This window comes from Aceticella sp. 75b-Ac (genome assembly GCF_056032965.2).
In genome coordinates this window covers 530,970-552,221 of record NZ_CM190971.1, presented here as the reverse complement: position 1 = coordinate 552,221, position 21,252 = coordinate 530,970, and the positions used below count along the sequence as shown (strand labels likewise).

General features: G+C 28.8%; 28 protein-coding genes. 1 reads left to right on the top strand and 27 read right to left on the bottom strand.

Annotation, left to right across the window (positions count from 1 at the left end; genetic code table 11):
- Positions 1–83 precede the first annotated feature (83 nt).
- From AC0LWJ_RS02995 to AC0LWJ_RS02955, 9 genes are all read right to left on the bottom strand, one after another.
- Positions 84–398: a hypothetical protein gene (locus tag AC0LWJ_RS02995; RefSeq protein WP_474239366.1), complete on the bottom strand. Its 315-nt coding sequence runs from the start codon at positions 396–398 to the stop codon at positions 84–86.
- Entirely contained in the window at positions 373–897 is a 525-nt protein-coding gene (locus AC0LWJ_RS02990; protein WP_474239365.1) for a hypothetical protein, read from the bottom strand. Before AC0LWJ_RS02990 ends, AC0LWJ_RS02995 begins: the two co-directional genes overlap by 26 nt.
- Complete coding sequence (locus tag AC0LWJ_RS02985) at positions 894–2,000, bottom strand: hypothetical protein (protein WP_474239363.1); 1,107 nt, start codon at positions 1,998–2,000, stop codon at positions 894–896. Before AC0LWJ_RS02985 ends, AC0LWJ_RS02990 begins: the two co-directional genes overlap by 4 nt.
- A 51-nt stretch (positions 2,001–2,051) precedes the next feature.
- Positions 2,052–2,726 (bottom strand): hypothetical protein, encoded by a 675-nt coding sequence (locus AC0LWJ_RS02980; RefSeq protein WP_474239362.1) that lies wholly within the window; start codon positions 2,724–2,726, stop codon positions 2,052–2,054.
- A 478-nt stretch (positions 2,727–3,204) separates the two neighbouring features.
- Positions 3,205–3,426 (bottom strand): hypothetical protein, encoded by a 222-nt coding sequence (locus tag AC0LWJ_RS02975; RefSeq protein WP_503031465.1) that lies wholly within the window; start codon positions 3,424–3,426, stop codon positions 3,205–3,207.
- A gap of 336 nt (positions 3,427–3,762) precedes the next feature.
- Positions 3,763–4,701, bottom strand: coding sequence for a TolB-like translocation protein (locus AC0LWJ_RS02970; protein WP_474239359.1), 939 nt, complete (start codon positions 4,699–4,701; stop codon positions 3,763–3,765).
- Between the two features lie 131 nt (positions 4,702–4,832).
- Positions 4,833–5,060 carry a hypothetical protein gene (locus tag AC0LWJ_RS02965; protein ID WP_474239357.1) on the bottom strand — a complete coding sequence of 76 codons (228 nt, stop codon included), beginning with the start codon at positions 5,058–5,060 and terminating at the stop codon, positions 4,833–4,835.
- A gap of 2 nt (positions 5,061–5,062) precedes the next feature.
- The gene (locus AC0LWJ_RS02960) at positions 5,063–5,209 is read right to left on the bottom strand and encodes a hypothetical protein (protein WP_503031464.1); all 147 of its coding nucleotides are present in this window, start codon (positions 5,207–5,209) and stop codon (positions 5,063–5,065) included.
- 372 nt (positions 5,210–5,581) lie between these two features.
- Positions 5,582–6,277, bottom strand: a complete 696-nt coding sequence (locus tag AC0LWJ_RS02955) for a hypothetical protein (RefSeq protein WP_503031463.1) — start codon at positions 6,275–6,277, stop codon at positions 5,582–5,584.
- Positions 6,278–6,634: 357 nt separating this feature from the next.
- Between AC0LWJ_RS02955 and AC0LWJ_RS02950 the strand changes: the two genes are divergently transcribed.
- Entirely contained in the window at positions 6,635–6,877 is a 243-nt protein-coding gene (locus AC0LWJ_RS02950; protein ID WP_474239876.1) for a hypothetical protein, read from the top strand.
- Positions 6,878–7,017: 140 nt separating this feature from the next.
- Here AC0LWJ_RS02950 and AC0LWJ_RS02945 read toward each other — a convergent pair whose 3' ends face one another.
- From AC0LWJ_RS02945 to spoIIAA, 18 genes are all read right to left on the bottom strand, one after another.
- The gene (locus tag AC0LWJ_RS02945) at positions 7,018–8,058 is read right to left on the bottom strand and encodes a YncE family protein (RefSeq protein WP_503031462.1); all 1,041 of its coding nucleotides are present in this window, start codon (positions 8,056–8,058) and stop codon (positions 7,018–7,020) included.
- Positions 8,048–8,869, bottom strand: a complete 822-nt coding sequence (locus AC0LWJ_RS02940) for a hypothetical protein (protein ID WP_474239879.1) — start codon at positions 8,867–8,869, stop codon at positions 8,048–8,050. Before AC0LWJ_RS02940 ends, AC0LWJ_RS02945 begins: the two co-directional genes overlap by 11 nt.
- 509 nt (positions 8,870–9,378) lie before the next feature.
- The gene (locus AC0LWJ_RS02935) at positions 9,379–10,662 is read right to left on the bottom strand and encodes an FAD-dependent oxidoreductase (protein ID WP_474239881.1); all 1,284 of its coding nucleotides are present in this window, start codon (positions 10,660–10,662) and stop codon (positions 9,379–9,381) included.
- A complete protein-coding gene (locus AC0LWJ_RS02930) occupies positions 10,655–11,620 on the bottom strand; it encodes a sulfide/dihydroorotate dehydrogenase-like FAD/NAD-binding protein (protein ID WP_474239883.1) in 966 nt (321 codons plus the stop codon). The genes AC0LWJ_RS02935 and AC0LWJ_RS02930 overlap by 8 nt, the downstream gene beginning before the upstream one ends.
- 119 nt (positions 11,621–11,739) lie before the next feature.
- Positions 11,740–12,894 (bottom strand): D-alanyl-D-alanine carboxypeptidase family protein, encoded by a 1,155-nt coding sequence (locus AC0LWJ_RS02925; protein WP_474239885.1) that lies wholly within the window; start codon positions 12,892–12,894, stop codon positions 11,740–11,742.
- 52 nt (positions 12,895–12,946) lie between these two features.
- On the bottom strand, positions 12,947–13,396 hold the full coding sequence (ytfJ, locus tag AC0LWJ_RS02920; protein ID WP_284679150.1) for a GerW family sporulation protein: 450 nt from the start codon (positions 13,394–13,396) through the stop codon (positions 12,947–12,949).
- A 15-nt stretch (positions 13,397–13,411) separates the two neighbouring features.
- Entirely contained in the window at positions 13,412–14,122 is a 711-nt protein-coding gene (locus AC0LWJ_RS02915) for a DUF2953 domain-containing protein (RefSeq protein ID WP_503031461.1), read from the bottom strand.
- A 53-nt stretch (positions 14,123–14,175) separates the two neighbouring features.
- Positions 14,176–14,682, bottom strand: coding sequence for an SMC-Scp complex subunit ScpB (gene scpB, locus AC0LWJ_RS02910; RefSeq protein ID WP_474239889.1), 507 nt, complete (start codon positions 14,680–14,682; stop codon positions 14,176–14,178).
- A gap of 4 nt (positions 14,683–14,686) precedes the next feature.
- A complete protein-coding gene (locus AC0LWJ_RS02905; RefSeq protein WP_474239891.1) occupies positions 14,687–15,403 on the bottom strand; it encodes a segregation and condensation protein A in 717 nt (238 codons plus the stop codon).
- Between the two features lie 2 nt (positions 15,404–15,405).
- On the bottom strand, positions 15,406–15,963 hold the full coding sequence (locus AC0LWJ_RS02900) for a site-2 protease family protein (RefSeq protein ID WP_474239924.1): 558 nt from the start codon (positions 15,961–15,963) through the stop codon (positions 15,406–15,408).
- Positions 15,964–16,013: 50 nt separating this feature from the next.
- On the bottom strand, positions 16,014–17,201 hold the full coding sequence (locus AC0LWJ_RS02895; protein WP_474239893.1) for a CCA tRNA nucleotidyltransferase: 1,188 nt from the start codon (positions 17,199–17,201) through the stop codon (positions 16,014–16,016).
- Between the two features lie 132 nt (positions 17,202–17,333).
- Complete coding sequence (gene spoVAE, locus AC0LWJ_RS02890) at positions 17,334–17,690, bottom strand: stage V sporulation protein AE (protein WP_474239895.1); 357 nt, start codon at positions 17,688–17,690, stop codon at positions 17,334–17,336.
- Positions 17,691–17,706: 16 nt separating this feature from the next.
- Positions 17,707–18,720, bottom strand: a complete 1,014-nt coding sequence (gene spoVAD / locus AC0LWJ_RS02885) for a stage V sporulation protein AD (RefSeq protein WP_474239897.1) — start codon at positions 18,718–18,720, stop codon at positions 17,707–17,709.
- A gap of 15 nt (positions 18,721–18,735) precedes the next feature.
- Complete coding sequence (gene spoVAC, locus AC0LWJ_RS02880) at positions 18,736–19,182, bottom strand: stage V sporulation protein AC (protein ID WP_474239898.1); 447 nt, start codon at positions 19,180–19,182, stop codon at positions 18,736–18,738.
- 41 nt (positions 19,183–19,223) lie between these two features.
- The gene (locus AC0LWJ_RS02875; RefSeq protein WP_474239900.1) at positions 19,224–19,559 is read right to left on the bottom strand and encodes a dodecin family protein; all 336 of its coding nucleotides are present in this window, start codon (positions 19,557–19,559) and stop codon (positions 19,224–19,226) included.
- A gap of 73 nt (positions 19,560–19,632) precedes the next feature.
- Positions 19,633–20,373, bottom strand: a complete 741-nt coding sequence (sigF, locus tag AC0LWJ_RS02870) for an RNA polymerase sporulation sigma factor SigF (protein ID WP_474239902.1) — start codon at positions 20,371–20,373, stop codon at positions 19,633–19,635.
- A 9-nt stretch (positions 20,374–20,382) separates the two neighbouring features.
- The gene (gene spoIIAB, locus AC0LWJ_RS02865; RefSeq protein WP_474239904.1) at positions 20,383–20,814 is read right to left on the bottom strand and encodes an anti-sigma F factor; all 432 of its coding nucleotides are present in this window, start codon (positions 20,812–20,814) and stop codon (positions 20,383–20,385) included.
- Positions 20,815–20,825: 11 nt separating this feature from the next.
- A complete protein-coding gene (gene spoIIAA, locus AC0LWJ_RS02860; protein ID WP_284679162.1) occupies positions 20,826–21,158 on the bottom strand; it encodes an anti-sigma F factor antagonist in 333 nt (110 codons plus the stop codon).
- Between the last annotated feature and the right edge of the window lie 94 nt (positions 21,159–21,252).

Here is a 21,252-nt window from a genome sequence, read left to right as displayed (position 1 = left end):
AATGCATTCATCCAAAGATATGTTTTGTAAAATATGCTCCACGAAATATTTAATATAGTTAAATTTAATATTGCTAAACCTGCTCATGCCAAAACTATTGGTACAAATGCCCACAAAATGATTGAAATGCTGCTTATCAAAAGATTATTATATTTTCCTCTTTCTCTAATTAGTCTTATAAATATTAATATTGGAAATAAGTAAACAAATTTAAGAAGATATATTATGGCAAGCATAATAAATCCACTTTCAAAAAATATCTTTATATTACCTGCAACAAGCCTTGTTTGACTTAATACTGTAATAGATATCGATATAAAAATAATGATTAGTGCCTGTAAAGTTTGTTTAAATGAAATATTTTGCATTTTCTTATTTAATAAAAGAAGAGATTTCATATTCTTCCATCACTCCCCCAATTGTTATTAGTGCTATACCAATGAAAAAAAGGATAATCTGGTATTTTTCATATTTTCTATATACAAGATAATTCAAACCAATATATATAATTGAAAGTACAACAATTGTAACACCGAATGACTCAGGAATTATAAAAAAACATCTGCTAATAGAATGTAGTTTAATAGTTTCTATCCATAAAGACCACCAGCTAAACAAATAAGGAGCGGTAAAAATACCAATACTAATAAGTCCAAGTAGTCCTACAAATAATGATAATGAAGTATTGTGAATTATTATTTTTTCTGATAAATTATTTATATTCGGTTTTTCAAATAAACCCATTCGATTTAATATATCCCCAATACCAGTATTTAGTTCATTGTTTGGATTAGCTCTTAATCCGTTAATTATTCCTGTTAAAATTGGAATTAATGTAATAATTAATGGAATTAAATTGAAATAATTACTTCTCAACATAAATTTCATCGATTTCATTTTTGTTTCAACCTTTCTATTTTCTTAATCGCAGAAGATCTGTATTTATCTTGATATTTTTCCGGCAGTATATCATCTCCATATGCTAATTCTTGTAATGCTTTGATCACATAATCCCTACCTAATTTCTTGACAGCAAAGTTATCAGCACGTTCCTCACAAATTTGTCTTAATTTTATAAACAATATAAATATTAAATTAATAACAGAAAATCCGAATACTATTAATGAAAATTCTAACCAAAAATTAAAATGTAATTTGCCAATAAAATGTAAATAATCGATCCTAATTATTAAAATAAATACTGTTAGGGGAAGTATTATAGGTGAAAGTATATACATTATTTTGGTATAATAATCATAAGGCATAATAAAACTTTCATAAACTGGAAAATTGGAATAGACATCTTCTAACCTTTTTCTAAATATTGATAAAGATGAACTTTTATAATTCCAATAAAAAGGTTTGAATGTATATGAACTGATATAAAAATATACAATTGTAAAATTAAAAATTATTATTATATTTTTCGAAAAATTGATTGGTAAATTTATTATATGCAATAATTCAGATATATAATTATTTAAAGTAATGATTATTAATGGCATTAGAATCAAAATAAGTGAAATAAATACAATTAAAACAATTGTTTTAAAATATTCGATTTTTTTTATAGGTTTCACATTTTCGATTCGTAAATAACTACAATCATTTGATAAAAATAATTTTTTTAGTCCTGGCAATACTATGATATCTCTTTCAACTTCTTTGACCCTTACACCTTGAAGTAGAAAAAACAAAGTAGAAAATACATCTGAAAAAATATAATATTCTTTTCCTTTAATATTATTAATATTTTTATCAGAAACAGATTTTGTTTTGACTGGAAAAAGTAAATTAAAATCAAAATAAAGTATATTCAATAAAAGGGAACCTAATGTAATCACTATAATGTAATTATATATAGGATTTTGTATATATTTATATAAAATACTGGCTTTAGTTTTATCTTGTGAAAAATCAATAAATATGAATGTTGTTAAAACAACTGATAAAAATGCGGCGCGCATTAGCCACGCCGCTAATTCTGCCCAACGAATCATTTAAAATTCACCTCAATATAAAGATATATATAATTTTAGCTATTTAGCAAATTATGCAACTATAGCAGCAATAGCAGCTCCCGAAATAACACCAGCTATCCCTGGTGCTGTAGCAATAGCACCTACAACGGCCCAAAATCCATAAAATGAATATAGATATTGTAACTCTTCCCAATTTTCCATTATATAATTAGTTACGTTTTGAGCGTATGAACCAGCAGCAGTACCTAAAACACTTATAACGATATCCTTTATATCAGGCATTTTACCATATAAAAGATAGTATGCTAAGGCATCTGGTTCTTGTTGATTATTTCCTACTTTTAATGAATTTTTATTAAATATATAGTCTGCAAGTGGATTAATTTTACTTGTCACATGAAATGTCTTTGAAGTTTGCATATCAATAATAGTTAAGTTATATTGATTATTAGAAAGTGGAGCTACTTTAATAGCTACAGTAGATATTTTACCTTTGGGATCTTTAATGTCAACTGATCCGTCAAATTCATTTTTTCTTGTTACAGTCAGTACATTACGTCCATCTCTATTAATTTTCAATGTTTTCATATCGTTAGAATATGATGTTGTAATTTCCCCTTTTCCTTGGATGTTTGATGTTTGTGTTTGTGCGCTTGCTGATATTAAACCTCCCATTAATACTGACATAGCAAGAAGCAATGCAACAATCTTTTTCGTAAATATTTTTTTGCATGTTTTTAACATTTTTATTTCCTCCCTCTATAATTTTTAATTTTTGTTTTTACTCATCCGGATGTTTATTATATTTTTCGAAAAATCTTCCAAAAATAGAGTAACATTTATTTTTATCTTGTACAAACCTTAAATATTATCATATTTATCCATTTTATGCTGTTTTTTTTTTTTTTTTTTTTGAATTATCTCATTCTTAGTTTATTTTACTATGTTTTTCTTTAATTTTCAAAATTTTTATGTATCTTTAAGCCTTTTCATGATACTATATTTATATTTTTAACATAAATTTTACATTTTGCTCTGCAATTTCATGTATTTTTTACTTTAGAATCTTAACTCATATTGATTTGATATCGTTGCAAGACATTTTGCACCACAATCTTTTATTTCATGCTATTTTATGTATATAGAGCGGTTTAAATAGATTCATAATGTCTCACCTTTTATTCTTAGGTTTATTTTATGCTTATTTTGTATATTGTACTTATTATAAACGTTTAGTTATTCTAATTACAGCTATAATAATAGCGAATATTCCAAATCCTACAAATAATATAATACTCGTCATATTAATGTAAAATGGAAGAATTGTAAATCTATTAACAAATCTCATTAAAGATACAGCAAATAAAGCAAATATGCCGTAGTATTCCAGCCTAACCTGCCGTTCTTTTTTCATTCTTATCGCAATACAATTTATTTGATACAAAAATATAACAATTATAATTACAAAAACATTAGAAAAAATATCATAATTTTTTTTGCTAATAATTGTTTGAAGGATCATAAGAACATTCAATAAAGTTGTAGATATTGAAATTATTAAAGGAAAATAAATTTTTTCGAATTTATTCACATCTTACACTCCTTACTTATTAAAAATTAAAGTTTTAATCATATAAGATATTGAGTACACCCATCACAAATTCAATTATTATAAATTAATTAAGTTCAATATGTATTTTTTAATTTTAAAGTAGCCCGCCCTTTATACTGTAAAAGAGATGCCTTTTTATTTTGCAGTATAAAGGGCGGGCTACTTATGCTAAAAATAATCAAAGCCAATAAAAGTTGTTCCTGGAGGAACGTTAGCAATATTTACTTTGTTAATAACTTTAGTTTTGAGATTCATTTTATACAACTTGTAATTACATCTAAATAGTATGTTTTCGTTATCAAGAGCAAAGATATTCCAGTGTTCCTTGTAGCTTTGATCACTCTTTAATAATAGTTCTAATTTATTTATTCCAAGGTCATAAATATATAAATCAGATGGTTCCTCATCTCCTTGAATGTAATTCGCTTCTATGACTAATTTTTTTCCATCAGGAGTAGCAACAACCCTTCCAATTGTACGGTCTTTTATTTCTGCTAACATTTTTTCATTTGTACCATCAATATTACACAAATATAGCTGGTTTTTGGGAGCTTTAACAGTTCCATCGATTATTGGCTTAAAAAAGTCATCTGCCAATCCTCTAACCATAACTATTTTTTGCAATTGTGGTATATATCGAACTGTGTTAAACCAATATATCGGCTTATTATCTTTTAAACATAAACCGTCTATCATCTTACGCGTACCGTTCTTGATATTTAAAATGTAAATACGCATTCCTAAACCATCAATCTTAGCATTATGAGAAACATAAGTATATAAAATTTCATCATTATTTATCCATGAAATTCTACTAATTTCTCCGTTGATTTTATCGGTAACTTGAGTTTCCTTATGTGTTTTTAAATCAACTACAAAAAGATCAAGATCCATATTATCTACCCATTTATTTATAGCCAGTTTGCTTTTATCCGGTGATATTGCAGCTTCTAAATCATGTCCTACATTATATGAATAAAGCTCTTTGATTATTTTGTTATTACGTATATCGAGAACTACAATTTTTCTTTGTTGATTAACCGCTCTTGGATCATTCGAAGTTATAGCAAGAATATACCCCTTGTTATTGCTTTGACGTCCAATCAAAAAAGTAGATCTAAAAAGAATAGAACAAAAAATGATTATTATCAAACAAGAGATAATCATTATCAAGGATTTGTATTTTTTCAACAAAATCACACCTTCCCAGAATTGTTCTTCAATTTTATTACTATATTTTAATAATGTTCTCCTCCCCTAATCCATATACATGTTCGGCAATATAAATGTCCATTACCATGTAAACGAGAATTAATGCTATAACCTAAATCTACTATATGATCACCACACACCCTTTGATTAGGACCAAAATCGCTTCGATAACCTACAACAACATAAGACGTATTTTCCAAATTTCTAATACGCACTGGATCACCATAGCGTACATCTGACCAATAATACGGCACAGCTACATCCTCACCTGTAGTATATGTAGTTGCATACCCATATCGATTTTTTCTAACGTCTTTTCTATTTCTTTTATGCTTACATTGTTGTTATTCTCTTTAGTACTCGCAAAAGCAGAACTCAAACTTGAAACCGAAAGAAATGTCAAAACCAGAAGAAATGAAATAATTTTTTAAACATTTACCAACATCTCCCTTTATATTTTTAATTTTACGGAATATTAAGCGGAGCGTGCCTCGTCCGGATGTTTATTATATTTTTCATTGAAAAATCTTCCAAGAGTAATGTAACATTTGTTTTTTTCTAGTGCAAACCTTAAATAACCTCACATTTTCCTATTTAAAACCGTCTTTTTAAATTATCTCATTCTTACTTTATTTTACTCGATTTTCCTGCCATTTACAATAATCTTTATGTATTTTTTAATTTTTAAAATAGCCCATTCTTTATACTGCTTGCCTTTTATTTTGCAGCATCAAGGGTGGGCTACTATCTATCTACTCTCTTAAATTAATTTGTTTTATGGTCCCTGACCTGGTAAAAAATCACCTTTTCTTGAAGTTATTTTCCATACCCCATCTTCTTTAGCCAAATTATAATAAAATCTCATTGTTCCCTCAGGACTATTTGTTACTAATTTTTTAGGAGCATTCTTTATGTCTTCTTCCATTTTTGCTTTCATTTCTGGTTTAATTTCTTCTTTTTTATTACTGGTCTTATATTTATTTATATCAACACCTTGTGGCACAAGCGAAATTATCGTAGCCTGTCCAGAAATATCTGCAATTACTGTTGCTGTATCACCATTAATATTTAGATCAATAAATTTTATACTTTTATTTATGTTTTTCACAACTCTACTTTCTTTGTCTTTAGCCTGTGCATCAACAGCCATTTGTAAAACTTTTATTCTATCAGCAAGCAAACCGGATTTAGCACTGTAATATTTCTGGCATTCTGATATTACTTTTTTGTTCATTGAATCTATAACCTCATTTGGTACCTCAACTTCCGGTGACGAGTTATATGCTTCTGGTAAAAGATATATTGTATTTTCCATATCCTCGGCTTCCATTATAACTCTCTTAATTTTGTTTATATCATTATATTTGGCTTTGTCTTGAAATCCTAAAATTGTTAATATCGCAAATCCTATTATAAGCAATATTGCCAGACTTATAAGAATACTCGACCTTGAAACTAATCTTTCTTTCATGTTTTCACCGCCTTTTCTATACATTTTATTTAGGTCTTATAGCCATAATAGTTGTTGTTGAAGAATATTTATTATAAGGCTTTAAATGCCATATTGCCCATTTTCTGTCTGTAGTATGTTGATCTTGTAAATCTCCATAGTGCGGCGAATGTGGATCTTGGCCATAATCAGTTACTATAGCAGCATGAGACCATCCTTCTCCTGTTCCCCAATCATATATTGTTTATGTTACACTAAAAGTTTTAGTGTAACATAAACATGAGACAAACCTTTACTCAACATTGCCAGTTTATAAGGAGATAAAGATTTAAGATTAATAAAAATGTAGCAGCTTTAGCAGAATGGATAGAAAGACGTTTGAAAACTATCATAAACATAGAAAAGGGATATTATGAAGTTAACGATAAAATTGGTAAAAACGATGAATATATACGACAAAGAATTATAAAATTGATGGATTCCAAAGAACCAAAAGAGATTGGATTATTGCCAAAATCAAAGCGAAACAAAATTATTAAACAGCTAAAAGAGGAAGAAGGCTTCAATTCGGCAAATTTAAAGAGCAACTGGATTTCTATAAGCATTATAGCAAAATGTTGACAATTAAGGTACGTCCCCTTTTGACAATAGAAAGAGCCTGCAAAAGCAGGCAATACCATTTTTTCAAAATATCACAGTAATGATGTTGAGCCTCTAAATATACAGGGTTTATAAATATTTAAACTAAATTATATGGTATTTTACATTGATATTATTAAAAAAGGCCTATTATTTAATTTTATTTTCTTTTGTATTTTATCACTTTTCATATCAATAACTATTATTTCAGCATCTTTATAGTTTGCTACAAAAAGCTGATTATTTTTACTAAACATCCAATAGCAGCCATTAACATCATTTATATAAGAAATCTTACCGCTTTGTTTATTATATACTGTTATTGTGCTTCCTTCTAAGTTAAGTGGATTCAGATTTGATATATAAATTTTGTTATCTGACACTATTATTCTTGTAGGATATTGGTTTTTAAGCTTTATTATATCTTTAATTTGTTTATTATTTACATCAATAATCTTTAACTCAGGTGTATTATCAGTCCTTAAATTCAGAAAAATAGCATATAAAAGCCCATCATTACCAAATGTCATATCTGAAGGTGGGGACAAAAGCTTTTTATTAAATAAATAAGTTATCCTTTGTGTATCAGGATCAATTGAAACAATATCATAATATCCATTGCCTGTAAGCACAGCATAAAGCTTCCCATTTAAGCAACTTAATGATCCTAGGTCTGCCATAAAATCATTAAGCTTTATATATTCTTTTACTGTATCTTTTTTTAAGTCTATAACTGCTACCGGGGTGTAATTTGTTGATGAATTTGGTGCAAACACAACGTATGCCAATCCTCTTTCTCTATCAATCTTTATACTTGAAGGCAAGATGTAATCGAGTTTTATTTCTTTTAACTTCTGTCCATTTTTTAAAATTTCAATGCTTTCTCCCGGTTTCATATCATATCCATAAAGTGCGGCATATATTTTATTATTAAAGCTATCCATGCTGTCTGAATCTGTTGAAAGTTTCATTTTATTTGTTATATTTAAGCTTTTATTTATGACATAAATTAAACCTTTCTCACTCAGCACATATATATTATTTTTATCTGTATTTTTTAAATCAGCTTTTTTATATATGTCATCACAACCAGATACAGTAAATATGATAAGTAACAATACAAAGATTATTTCTGCTTTTTTAAAAAACATATTAGTATCCATATGCAAAAGGGCTTGTTTTATTACTGTTATAAATATCCACAGGTTTAACCCAGTACCCACCATCACCATCGATATCTAAGCCTTTATCATAATAGCCTGCCCATGGTAATTTACTGCAATACCATTCATTTCTGTTGCTTTTTGATGATAATATATTGTATGGCTTACCAAGCTGCTGGGATAAATAACTAATAATGTTTATCTTTTTTGTATATGAAACGAGTGGTATCCACAAGCCCACAGCTTCATCATAATTTCTATATAATTTTGGAGTTTCAAGAACAACACCAGGAGTCCATTCGGTACTTATAAAACATCTACTATCAAGTCCTCTGTATCTGCTTGAATCAAATATACCTGCATGGCGGTAGTACCCGTATGGGCAGAAACCATCATGTACTAAAATTATATCACCTGTATCAAAGTTATCAAAGGAAATGTTATTTGTACCTTGAGGATTTTTATCACCAAGGTCAAGCGATAAAGATGATAAGAGAGGTTTTACCGAATTAACACTTAAATATTTTACATCTTCATTTTTTGTTGTCTTTAATATAGCCATCTTCTGAATTTCGCTATCTGTTAGAATTTTACTTTTGTATTCTGCATTATATTTACTGATTTCTTTATTGATTTTCTCGACTATGCCTTGCTTTATGAGATTTACAGATGCTTCTTTTTTAGCTTTTTCTTTTACAGAATATTCAAGTACTTTTACATCATTTGTATTATTCGCAAAAACCTGTACAAATGATGTATTAATCATCAACGCTACAAGCAAAAACATCAAATAGAACTTAAATTTCTTCATTTACATCCCCTCCTGGAAATACTTTTTTTAATACTGAAGTCATCATTTACAGTTCTTAGACTTCGTAACTTATTCTTTTCCTCCTTTCCTTTGTATTTTTATGGATTGTTTTAGGTCGATTGTTTTAATAAAATTGCTTTTTTATGATAAGAATTTATGTGATTTTACATGAAAGATCTTTCATTAATATAGTAATTCTTATTTAGATATAGTGCAACACTGATATTTTACTATATTCGCTCATTTATCACTGTTTTTTTTTTTTTTGAATTATCTCATCTTTACTTTATTTTACTATGTTTTTCTTTAATTTTCAAAATTTTTATGTGTGTTTTGTCAAAATCTCTATTTATTAATTATAAAATTAGCCCACTCTATATACTGCTTATTAAATAGCTATGCCTTTTATTTAGCAGCATTTAGTGGGGCTACTATTTAATATAATATCAATTAAAAATGTAAAAATTAATAATTGATTATTATAAATATAACTACCATTTGTTGATTAGTTATATTAATTTTTCATCATAAATGCCTATTAAATTATCCCTTGATATTTTATCTTTTATTATAGCAGTATCTGTTGTATAAAGTCCAAGATTTTTCATTCTTTCAAAATATCTACCACCAGCAAATGTGTATCTATTTTTTAAACCTTCCTTGGTTTTAATACATTCATTTTCATATGCTATTAAATCACCTGATGCAAGATTTCTTGGCAGTTCAAGTAAAGGCATTCCCAAAGCAAGCCTTACACTATTATGTCCTGCTAAGCAACCGGTTGCTATTGCTTCTGTATGACCTGTGAAAAGACCGGATTTTTCTCCGGCGCAAAGCAAGTTGTCCAATCCTTCTACTTTCATTCCATTATTTCTTGGCGCCATCGAAAGATACCTTACGGAATTTGTCTTTCCACCCGAATATGGATCCTCATATCTTGCTCTTTCAAGACCAGGTATTTTTCTTAATTTGTCAAGCGGATAAAATGGAGTCATTAATTTTGCATGACCTGTATCAAGCAAGATTATATTTTTTGCATATTCAGGTAATGCATACTGTTGACATACCTTTATTTTAAGTTTATCCATATTAATGTCTTCTTTTGGAATCGGCAGTATCACAACACCTTCTTTATCAAGCTTTTCCCTTATTTCTTTGCTTAAGGAATCTTTATTTAATTTACAGGAACCACTGAAAGCACCGTAAACTTCGTCTGAACGCATTCCCAGTATATCTTCAACACCAGCTCTGTAACTTATACTTATTCTCGGTCCAAAAGAAGGGCATCTTAATATGCACATAGAACAACCATTTCCATATCGTAAGCAATTACCCATAGGACCTGTTGAACCTGTTGTTTCTACAAAAATATCACCATATTCGACTGTATCGTCTGATAGTAGAATCCCCTTTATTTTATTTTTGTCTTTCATAATAACATCAACCGCACGTGCAATTAATTTAATTTTTACTCCTTTATTAAGAAGCATACTGCGTACCGCTGGTTCTACCATTGTTATATCATATAGATTTGCATGTTTATGTCCTGGAAATTCGATATTTACATGTCTTGCACATTCATCTGTTATATTAATTAATTCATGACCTCCAAGATATTTTATTTCTTCTGATGCAGTAAACCTGCCGTTATTTCTCATTATTCCTCCTACAAGCCCACAACCTAAAAGCATATCAGTTTTTTCCAATAAAACAACATCTGCACCAGCTTTTTTAGCTGTTAAAGCAGCAGCGCATCCTGCCCATCCGCCACCTATTATTACGACTTTAAGCATGTAAAATCCTCCTTTCAATTGCTTTTCTAACATCTAATTGAACTTTACATGAACGTACTTTTTGCCCGTTAATTTCTATTTCACAGCTTCCACAAATGCCTTCTCCACAACAGATGGTATTATTGTTTGAAACAGCAAGATATGCCTCTGTATTATAGTTATCAATGAAATTAAGTATATTAAGGTGTTGTGCATCAGAACCACCGCTGTATATAAGTTTTATATTTTGATCGCTGATAAGATTTCTAAGGAGATTTTGTCCATCATTACTTAAAATATCTTTTTTAAATATTGTTATATTAAAATCCTTTAAATATTCTTCTATAAAATATTCTCCAATTTTACCTTTATCTATAAGAACAGTTACATTATTATTATTTTGTATAAGTTTTGATATCACAATAACACCCGGTGCCTGTGCAATACCTCTAAGAACTACTAAACATTTTGAATTATGCATCCCTTTGATGTATTTATGTCCGAATAATCCATTCCAATATGGACCTCTTATATAGATATTTTCTTTACATTCCTGTATTAATTTGGTTTTAGGTCCATTAATCTGTACTGCAAGTTTTATTATTCCTTCCATTTCATTAGAATACATAATTGACATTGGAGTATCAAAAAAAGATGGGCTTAAATTATCCCTAAGAAAAATGTACGAACCTGGCTCATTTAATTCTCTTGATAATTTTTTTGGTATTTTTAATGTTAAAATTAATAATCTTTCGTTTATCATGTCTTTTTTTATAATATTTGATAATATTGTTTTTCTTGTAGATTTTGATTTGCATCCTGCCCATATATATTCTTGATAAATACATACCCCTCTCCAGTTGCAATCGCAAAATTGTTTTCCTTGTAGTTGAGAACATACTATGCATTCATTTAATTCAGCTAAATAACATGGGCAATATTCGCTTCCGGCATCAATGCATTCTAATCTGTTTGTCACATTATACACCTCCCAAGGAATCACAGTATCAGGATATTCTTAAACAAAAAAATTGTTACCAAAAGCTTAGTAAAAAACCTCGTTACTTATTGAGAAACTATAAACCTCTTAACATATCGTTAAGAGGTTTCACCATTAAATATCAATATCCAATTTTCAAAAAGTGTTTTTAAATTATAGCCAAAATCTCTTTGTTTAATCGATTTGCCTGCAATAATATCTATTTTACTAATTTTTTTATTATCAATTAATATATCAACGCTGCCAATTTTTTCACCGATTATAATAGGTGCTTTTACATTTTCCGGTAAATTCATATTGATATTTATATTTAACTTTTCTTCTTTTGAGACAGGTAGTTCAAAATCATCACTGAAAATAACAGGTAAATATTTGCTTTTTCCATTTATTACTGGTAAGGTTTTTGCAACCTGACCCTTATTAATAATTAACTTATATTTATATTTTGCAAATGCATAATCAAGCATTTTCTCAGAGTCTTCCCACATAGGACCGCTATTAAGCACAACAGCAATTAACCTATGACCATTTCTTGTAGCAGATGATACAAGACATCTGCCTGCCTTTTTAGTATAACCTGTTTTTACACCATCTGCTCCATCATATTGCCACAACAATTTATTCTTATTTTTTAGGTACCTGCCCCAATCATGACCATACCATGGTATAGTCTTTTCTTTTGTCGAAACAATTTGTGCAAATTTTTCATAATTGTTAAATGCATATCTTGTAATAAGCGCAAGGTCATAAGCTGTTGTATAATGATTATTAATGTCAATATCAAGTCCTGAAGGGGTAACAAAATGTGTATTCGATGCTCCAATTTCGCCTGCTTTTAAATTCATCATATGGGCAAAATTTTCAACACTTCCTCCTATATGTTCTGCAATTGCTGTAGCAGCATCATTTCCGGAATTTAACATCAGACCATATAAAAGATTATCAAGTGTAATTTTCTCGCCAGGTGAAAGCCAGATGGAGGAACCGCCTACATTGCAAGCTCTTTTACTTATTGTTACAATGTCATTTAAATTACCATATTCAAGTGCCAGCAATAATGTCATAATTTTTGTTGTGCTTGCCATTGGAAGTTTTTCATTTATATTTTTTTCATATAATATTCTTCCTGATTGTTGGTCCATAACTATTGCAGCCTTGGCTGCAGTTTGTGGTGGGCATATATCATTTGCTTCAGTGGTTATTGGGGACACAATTAAGATAAATGCAACAATGTATACATAAATCTTTTTCATGTTATGCCTCCTGAAGTTAAGAATACCTCACAATAAGCCCCCCAAAATGTATTTAATCTACGTTATTTTCAGCTGTTATAGGTGTTGATTTTTTATATGTTTTGTTTTTTCCAAATACGCTTTGTAGTTCCTCTATTAATTTTGGAGCTAAATCGATTATCCTTTCTATCATAGCATTTTGATTTACCGGAAGTAATCTAATCTGTCCTTGTCCAACTACCATAAATGCAACTGGTTGAAGTGAAATACCAGCTCCACTTCCTCCACTAAATGGCATTTTTGCACTTTCACTTTCCTGTTGATTCTGTTTTTCTTTTTCTCCACAAGGCTTGTGAAATTCTCCTCCTCCTGCAGCAAATCCAAATGAAACTTTAGATATCGGAATTATAACAGTACCATCAGGTGTTTCAACTGCATCACCTACAATTGTATTTACATCTATCATATCTTTTAGACTTTCCATGGTTGTTTGCATTAATCCTTCAATTGGATGTTCACTCATCCAGAACACCTCCAGTTAAATTTTAAATTTTCTTAAAAAATTTATCCCATCGATTATAATATTACCACATCTAAAATCTAATATGCAAATAAAACTGGAATCTATTAGTGATTTCCCATAATGTGGTTTTATCGAAATTAAAGGTTCCTTAGTAAATTTTGCATTATTATAAATTGGTGATAGAGCAGTATAAACAATTCCATTGATAACTCCAAATAAAATTGCAGTTAATGATGCGTCACTAAAACCAGCTTCTAAAGATAAATTGAATTTACGAAATCTAATGTTATTTAAAATATTTATAGTTAGAACATAAAAATCACAATAATTACCTTTGAATATATGTAATATATTTTTCATATCTTTAAAACTGAATATCTTTTTTTTATTTTTTTTATGTATTAATCTAAACAAAAACTTTGTATATAAATTATATTTTATAACTGGTTTTTTCTCCTTTAAACTTAAATCAGCAACATCTATAATTAAATTAAAAAGTTTAATATTAAAGATGGTTCTTATTGTAATTTCAAACCGATTATTTTCTCCTACTCCTTTATAGTACATGTTAAAATATCCAAGTCTAATTCTAAATAGCATATATAAATATATGTCTAAATTAAAATTTTGATTTAAATTTTTAAATTTGATTTTCATCGTAATCGGTAAAAAATATATTGTTGAAATGATAAAAATTAAAAATACTAATATATATATATATTTCATAAATACACCTTCTTTAATTATTTTTTACCATAAAACTTTAAAATAATACATGCTTAATTTATGTTATCTATTGGTGGCAATTGATTTAAAGAAGGTAAATTAAAACATTTCAAAAAATCTTCAGTTGTAACATATAAAATAGCTCTTCCAGGTCCCTGCACTCTTCCATTATCCTTAATCAAATTAAATTGCAATAACGTGTTTATTGCTTTTTCACATTTAACTCCTCTGATTTTTTCTATCTCTATTCTTGTTATAGGTTGATTATATGCTATTATTGACAGTACTTCAAGTGCTGCCTGTGACAACCCCTGCTTTATATCCATGTCAAGAGCCTTTTTTACATATTCTCCATAAATTTCGTTTGAACACATTTCAAAACTACTATTTATTTTTATTATTTTTATTCCACGTCTTTCTTTTTCATAGTACTTTTCTAAATTTAAAGCAGCTTCAATTACTTCTTTTTCAGGTAGATTCAAGATATTGCTTAGTGTTTTTATTTTTACTGGACCACCTGAAGCAAAAAGAATCGCCTCTAAGATATTCTCTATATGCATATTTTCACTCCTGAAGTTTTTTGATTAATATATCGCCAAAGACCTGGTTTTGCTCTGCAGTTATTTTATTTAATCTAATTAATTCTAAAAGAGCAATAAAGGATACTATAACTTCCGATTTTTCCCGGCTTTTACGTATAAATTCACTGAAAAGCAAAATAGGTCTGCGTATTAATTTTTTAATAAATATTTTTATTTTATCTTCAACTGTATAAGGTTCTTTAGTATATTTTATTGCTTCTATGTTATGCTCTAATTTGCTTGTAATTTTTTGATATGTTTTAACAATATCATTTTTACAATATTTTAAAGACAATGATCGGTCGATATATTTAATTTCGGGATTTTCCTTAAAAAATCTTTTGTTAAATAAACACATTGACTTTAATTTTTCCGCAATAACTTTATATTTTTTATATTCCATCAATTTTGTGACAAGTTCTTCTCTTGGGTCAACTTCCTGCACTTGCATATTATTCATTTCATCTTTACAAATCTTTGGCAAAAGCATCTCAGACTTTATTTTCATAAGAGTCGCTGCCATTAATATAAAATCTGTTGTTATATCAAGGTCGATTTTCTGCATTTTATTGAGATATTCCATATATTGATCAAGTATTGTTGCTATTGGTATATCCTTTATGTCCACTTCATTTTTCTCTATTAAATGAAATAATAAATCAAAAGGTCCTTCAAAAGTATCAAGTTTTACATTATACATTGTTAGACTCCAAAAGGCTTTAAAATTGCAGATATTATTGAATCAAGTCCATTATAAAGTGGATATAAGATAATACCAAAAAATCCAGTAACTAAGAGTAAGAGCAATATAACAAATCCATATTGTTCATACTGCGAAAATATATAAGCCTGTTTTGGTGGAAGAAAGCTCCACAATATTTTTGAACCGTCAAGTGGTGGAATTGGTATCAAATTAAAAATAGCAAAAAACATATTGTAAATATAAAGCAATGTTAAAAAATCTTCTATTAAATGGAAACCACTAAACAAAGCCATTAATATTCGTGTTATCATAGCAAGAAAAACATTTGATAAAGGACCGGCTAATGACACCAAAAATACTCCTTTTCTTTTGTCTATAAAATAATAAGGATTAATTGGAACAGGTTTTGCCCATCCAAATTTAAAAATTAATAATGTTAAAAATCCTATAGGATCTATGTGGGCAATAGGATTAAGTGTAAGCCTTCCATTTTGTCTTGGAGTAGGATCACCCATCTTATCCGCAACATAGCCATGGCAATATTCATGGAAACTCATTGCTATTATTAATGCCGGAATCCTGTAAATAAAATCTATTAATGTTGAATTCAAATTAACTCTCCTTTCTTTACTTTATTGACATATATTTTTAGCAAATTCAATTCTTCATCATGGTTTTTAATCTTACCTTGTAATCTGGCATTAAATATTTTCTTCAATATGATAGAATACACTGGACCCGGATTTAATCCGGCATTTCTGATATCATTACCATTTACTGTAAGTTTTATATGAGACAAATGATTAATATAATGGTTTATTATTTTTTTTATAGCTATATCTTCACTTATATTGATTGCCATTAATACTTCATATTTAATATTTTTAAAAGTATTATATATATATATATTGTCGCAATTATCTTTCAAAAAACATAAATTATTTTTTGTTAAAACTAACTCTTTAAGAGCTTCTATGTATTTACGTCTTAAATTATATCTATTTAAAAGATATTTGATACCTTTATCATCAATATTATAAAACAAAAGCAAAAATCTATATAATATAATGTCACCATTATTAATAGTACTATTAATTTTTTTTATGTTAAGCTTAATATTATCAAATATCTCTTTTTGAATCCCATATGATATCATGCTTTCAATAATTAAATCAGTTTTATTTTCTTGTAAAAACAAAAAAATCTCATTTATTATTCTATCATTTGATAATTTTTTTATAAAACCTCCATTAACTGCTTTTTTAATCAAAATATCTGTTTTATCATCTATTTTAAATCCATATCTGCCACTGTATCTTAATGCTCTAAAAATCCTTGTTGGATCATCAATAAAACTTTTATCATTAATTACCCTAATAACTTTATTCTGTAAATCCTTTAAACCATTGTAGTAATCTATAATGGCATCATTTAAAACATCATATGCAAGCATATTAATTGTAAAATCTCTTCTTGCAATATCTTCCTTTATATCAGAAAATTTAACTACAGGGAGAGCTGCTGGATATTTATAATACTCGCATCTAGCAGACGCAATATCAATTATATAATTTTCAGCTGTTATTGAAGCAGTTTTGAATTTATTATAAACCCTTAAAGTACCATTTATATACTTGTTTAGAATTTTAGCAAATTCTATGCCATTACCTTCAATGGTTATATCTATATCATAGTTTTTTACGCCTAAGAAAAAATCCCTTATAAATCCACCAACTATGTAACACTTTATATTGATTTTTCTGCAAATTTCTTTCAAGATACTTATTAATTCCATATTAGATATATATACTTTTATTTATAACACAGCCTTTCAACTATATATTATAACTTTAAATTATTATAACATATTTCAATAAAAAATAAGCATAATCTTTAAATATTATTATGCCTATTTGGAGTATTAAGCTTATTTTTTTGTTCTGGGATTGAATATAAGTGAGAAAATATAACCAAAGAATACCGCAGCAGCTATACCACCAGCTGTTGCAGTAAGTCCTCCCGTAAATACTCCTGTTAATCCATCCTTTGAAACAGCTTTAATTGTTCCCTGCGCAAGTGAATTGCCAAATCCCATTAAAGGAATTGTAGCACCAGCGCCTCCTATGGTGATGAGTTTTTTATAAATACCCAATCCTCCTAAAATTGCTCCAAGTGTAACATATAGTACAAGTATTCTGGCAGGAGTAAGTTTTGTTTTATCCATTAAAATCTGGGCTATAGCACAAATCATACCCCCAACCAAAAATGCTCTTACATAGTCCATATATCCATGCCTCCATTTAAAAATTTTTACATATAGTAACAGCATGTGCGATTGCTGGAATAGATTCACCCTGTTGACTGCTGGTAGGTGAAAGTAATGCACCTGTAGCAATAAATAATACTCTATTATAAATACCATTTTTTATTTTGCTCAAAAGCCAACTATTTAGGACTACAGAGGAACATCCTGCGCCACTGCCGCCTGAATGCACATCTTGTGTTTCATCAAAAATTTCTATGCCACAATCCTTATATTTACTATCAATATTATATCCCTCCTTATTAAGAAGGTCTAAAAGAATATTTCTGCCTACCCTTGCCATATCACCAGTTATTATAAGGTCGTAGTCATCTATTGTAAAACCTGTATCATTAAAATGGGTTATAATTGTATCTGCTGCAGCTGGTGCCATTGCAGCTCCCATGTTGTTTGCATCCTTTATTCCTAAATCGATTACCTTGCCTATTGTAATATGTGTTATATATGGACCTTCCCCTTTTGAACTTAAAATCGATGAACCTGAACCAGTAACAGTCCATTGAGATGTAAAAGGTCTTTGCACCCCTTGTTCTAATGGAAATCTGTATTGTCTTTCAGCAGTTGAAAAATGACTTGAAGTAGTTATAATAACATTATCTGCATATTCTCCATCAATTAGCATTGCACCAAGGGACAATCCTTCTGCCATTGTTGAACAGGCACCATATAGTCCTAAAGTAGGTACATTAAATTGTCTTGCAGCGAAACTTGCAGTTATTATCTGGTTTAAAAGATCCCCACCGAGTAAATAATCAATATCATTAATTTGTAAATTTACTTTTTTTAATGCTAAATTAATAGAATCTTGAAACATTTTACATTCTGCTTTTTCCCAACTTTTTTCTCCATACGTGTCATCTGTTAATATAATATCAAAATAATCTTTCAATGGCCCTTTTCCTTCTTTGGGACCTACGATAGTAGCAGATGATATAAAAGAAGGAGGATTGGATAATTTTACAGATTGTGTTCCGATTTTTTTATTTGCCATTGATACCACATCCTTTCATTTGAAAAAGAGATAAATAAGACCAATAATTATTGATGTACTCACACCATAAACTATTACAGGTCCTGCTATGTTAAACATTTTAGCAGCTGCACCAAATACATAACCTTCTTTTTTAAACTCCATTGCAGGTGAAACAATAGAATTGGCAAATCCTGTTATTGGAACTATGGAACCAGCACCTGCAAAACGTCCTATGTCATCATATATACCTAATCCGGTAAAAAAAGCCCCAAGAAAAACCATTACAATAGAAACAGAAGTACCGGCCTGTTCAGGATTCATTCCTTTTGAAACAAAATAATTTAGGAATATCTGCCCTATGTCGCATATTAATCCTCCAACAATAAAAGCCCATATTATATTTTTTAGAAAGGTTGGTTTCGGCTCGTATTTTTGAGCAATATCCTTATATTCCTGCTGCTTCTGTATATCTTTTTCCATTAAATTTCCTCCTTAAAAGAGCACCGAATGGTGCTCTTTAACTATCTGTCGACTTTGAATGCAATTTGAACATTTGCTTTATATTCTACGATTTTCCCATCTCTGACATTAGCTGTCTGATTCATTACTTCTACCCCCGATATATTATCAACAGTTTTTGATGCTTCTTCTACCGCACTTTGAATAGCATCATCCCAGCTTTTTGTCGAATCTCCCACAACGTTTAATATCTTAACAACTGCCATTTTATTTACCTCCTTCATGATATATACCAATTTTGCATTTTCAGGTATTCTTTTTATCGTACTATGCTTAAATAAAAATAGAGCTGCAATTGCTATTAACACAGTAGCAGAAATTATTATTATTCTTTTCATTAGTTTCACCTCAACTACATTTATATTATGTGATATATTAAAATTTTCATTCAAAAACTTTAACCTACATAGGCTATGTAAGTTGAGATTTTATTTTTTGTAATACTTTTTTTTCAATTCTCGAGACCTGAACCTGTGATATTTTTAAAAGTTTTGCTACTTCAGTTTGTGTCATTTCCTTAAAATATCTTAATATAATTATTTGCCTTTCGCGAGATTTTAATTTCTGAAGAATCATTCGCAATGCTAATTTATCTTCTATACAATATTCATTATTATCATTTGTGCTTATTTTATCAATCAAGGATATATTGTCACCATCATTATGCTGAGGATTATCAAAAAGGTATTCAGTTGCAGATCTTGATTCAAAAGCCATGGCAATATCTTCAGCAGAAACATCTAATTCATTTGCTATTTCTTGTATTGATGGCTCTCTATTAAGAACTTTTTCTAATCTTTCTTTTTCAAAATAAGCTTTATTTGATAGTTCCTTTAAAGATCTGCTGACTTTTATTAATCCATCATCTCTTATAAACCGCTTAATTTCTCCAAGGATTATTGGTACAGCATATGTAGTTAGTTTTACATTGTAAGACATATCAAATTTATATATAGCTTTAACAAATCCTATACAGCCAATTTGATATAAATCTTCAGCTTCATAACCCCTATTTGAAAATTTCTTTACTATGCTCCATACGAGTCCGCTATTATCTATTAGCAATTTTTCTAATGCGATTTTATCACCATTTTGTGATTTTTTAATAAGGTCAAAGCTGTCACCATTCCTTTCAAAGTCTTTATTAAACATAGTTGCACCTCATCTATGTGTGTTAATATATTTTATCATTCTGACTGTTGTGCCTTTTCCAGGTGTTGATTCAACCTCAAGTTCATCCATAAAGGTTTGCATAACTGTAAATCCCATACCAGACCTATCTTCATCAGGTTTTGATGTATATAAAGGTTCCATTGCTTTTTTAATATCATCAATGCCCTTACCATAATCAATAACTTCTATGTATATCTTATTACCATCAATTTCTGATTTTAAAATAATATCTCCTGTTTTATTTTCATATCCATGTAATATTGAATTTGTAACAGCTTCAGAAACAGCCGTTTTAATATCAGCTATTTCTTCTATTGTTGGATCTAATTGCGTTGCAAATGCTGCTATTACCGTTCTTGCAAATGATTCATTTTGAGATTTGCTTAAAAATTTTAATTCCATTTTATTTGAATAATTCATAATTATCCCCCTTAAAAGTTATTAATTGCATCATCAATTTTATCATAATAGTTAATTACTCTTAAAAGCCCTGATAATTCAATGACCTTTAATAATTGAGAATTAGGATTAACTATTGATATATTACCTTTATTTTCTTTGACTTTTTTATATCTCCCTAAAATCACACCAATTCCAGAGCTGTCCATAAAATTTAATTGTTTAAAATCAAAAATAATATTTTTGAATCCCTTTCCATATTCTTTATCGACATCTTCTTTAAACATATTTGCTGTATGATGATCAAGTTCACCTTTGACTTTAACAATTAATGTATTAGATACCTTCTTAAAGCTAATATTCATTTTCATCCCTCCACATTATATATTCGATATACAAATTGAAATTCCTCCTTGTTTTGTTATATTTTACTATAAAAAATACAACAAAACAAGGAGG

Bases quoted from the DNA above. Each gene is read 5' to 3' on its own strand.
- AC0LWJ_RS02995 (WP_474239366.1), bottom strand. From the start codon at position 398: ATGAAATCTCTTCTTTTATTAAATAAGAAAATGCAAAATATTTCATTT.
- AC0LWJ_RS02990 (WP_474239365.1), bottom strand. From the start codon at position 897: ATGAAATCGATGAAATTTATGTTGAGAAGTAATTATTTCAATTTAATT.
- AC0LWJ_RS02985 (WP_474239363.1), bottom strand. From the start codon at position 2,000: ATGATTCGTTGGGCAGAATTAGCGGCGTGGCTAATGCGCGCCGCATTT.
- AC0LWJ_RS02980 (WP_474239362.1), bottom strand. From the start codon at position 2,726: ATGTTAAAAACATGCAAAAAAATATTTACGAAAAAGATTGTTGCATTG.
- AC0LWJ_RS02955 (WP_503031463.1), bottom strand. From the start codon at position 6,277: ATGAAAGAAAGATTAGTTTCAAGGTCGAGTATTCTTATAAGTCTGGCA.
- AC0LWJ_RS02945 (WP_503031462.1), bottom strand. From the start codon at position 8,058: ATGGATACTAATATGTTTTTTAAAAAAGCAGAAATAATCTTTGTATTG.
- AC0LWJ_RS02940 (WP_474239879.1), bottom strand. From the start codon at position 8,869: ATGAAGAAATTTAAGTTCTATTTGATGTTTTTGCTTGTAGCGTTGATG.
- AC0LWJ_RS02935 (WP_474239881.1), bottom strand. From the start codon at position 10,662: ATGCTTAAAGTCGTAATAATAGGTGGCGGATGGGCAGGATGCGCTGCT.
- AC0LWJ_RS02925 (WP_474239885.1), bottom strand. From the start codon at position 12,894: ATGAAAAAGATTTATGTATACATTGTTGCATTTATCTTAATTGTGTCC.
- ytfJ (WP_284679150.1), bottom strand. From the start codon at position 13,396: ATGAGTGAACATCCAATTGAAGGATTAATGCAAACAACCATGGAAAGT.
- AC0LWJ_RS02915 (WP_503031461.1), bottom strand. From the start codon at position 14,122: ATGAAATATATATATATATTAGTATTTTTAATTTTTATCATTTCAACA.
- scpB (WP_474239889.1), bottom strand. From the start codon at position 14,682: ATGCATATAGAGAATATCTTAGAGGCGATTCTTTTTGCTTCAGGTGGT.
- AC0LWJ_RS02905 (WP_474239891.1), bottom strand. From the start codon at position 15,403: ATGTATAATGTAAAACTTGATACTTTTGAAGGACCTTTTGATTTATTA.
- AC0LWJ_RS02900 (WP_474239924.1), bottom strand. From the start codon at position 15,963: ATGAGTTTCCATGAATATTGCCATGGCTATGTTGCGGATAAGATGGGT.
- AC0LWJ_RS02895 (WP_474239893.1), bottom strand. From the start codon at position 17,201: ATGGAATTAATAAGTATCTTGAAAGAAATTTGCAGAAAAATCAATATA.
- spoVAE (WP_474239895.1), bottom strand. From the start codon at position 17,690: ATGGACTATGTAAGAGCATTTTTGGTTGGGGGTATGATTTGTGCTATA.
- spoVAD (WP_474239897.1), bottom strand. From the start codon at position 18,720: ATGGCAAATAAAAAAATCGGAACACAATCTGTAAAATTATCCAATCCT.
- spoVAC (WP_474239898.1), bottom strand. From the start codon at position 19,182: ATGGAAAAAGATATACAGAAGCAGCAGGAATATAAGGATATTGCTCAA.
- AC0LWJ_RS02875 (WP_474239900.1), bottom strand. From the start codon at position 19,559: ATGAAAAGAATAATAATAATTTCTGCTACTGTGTTAATAGCAATTGCA.
- sigF (WP_474239902.1), bottom strand. From the start codon at position 20,373: ATGTTTAATAAAGACTTTGAAAGGAATGGTGACAGCTTTGACCTTATT.
- spoIIAB (WP_474239904.1), bottom strand. From the start codon at position 20,814: ATGAATTATTCAAATAAAATGGAATTAAAATTTTTAAGCAAATCTCAA.
- spoIIAA (WP_284679162.1), bottom strand. From the start codon at position 21,158: ATGAATATTAGCTTTAAGAAGGTATCTAATACATTAATTGTTAAAGTC.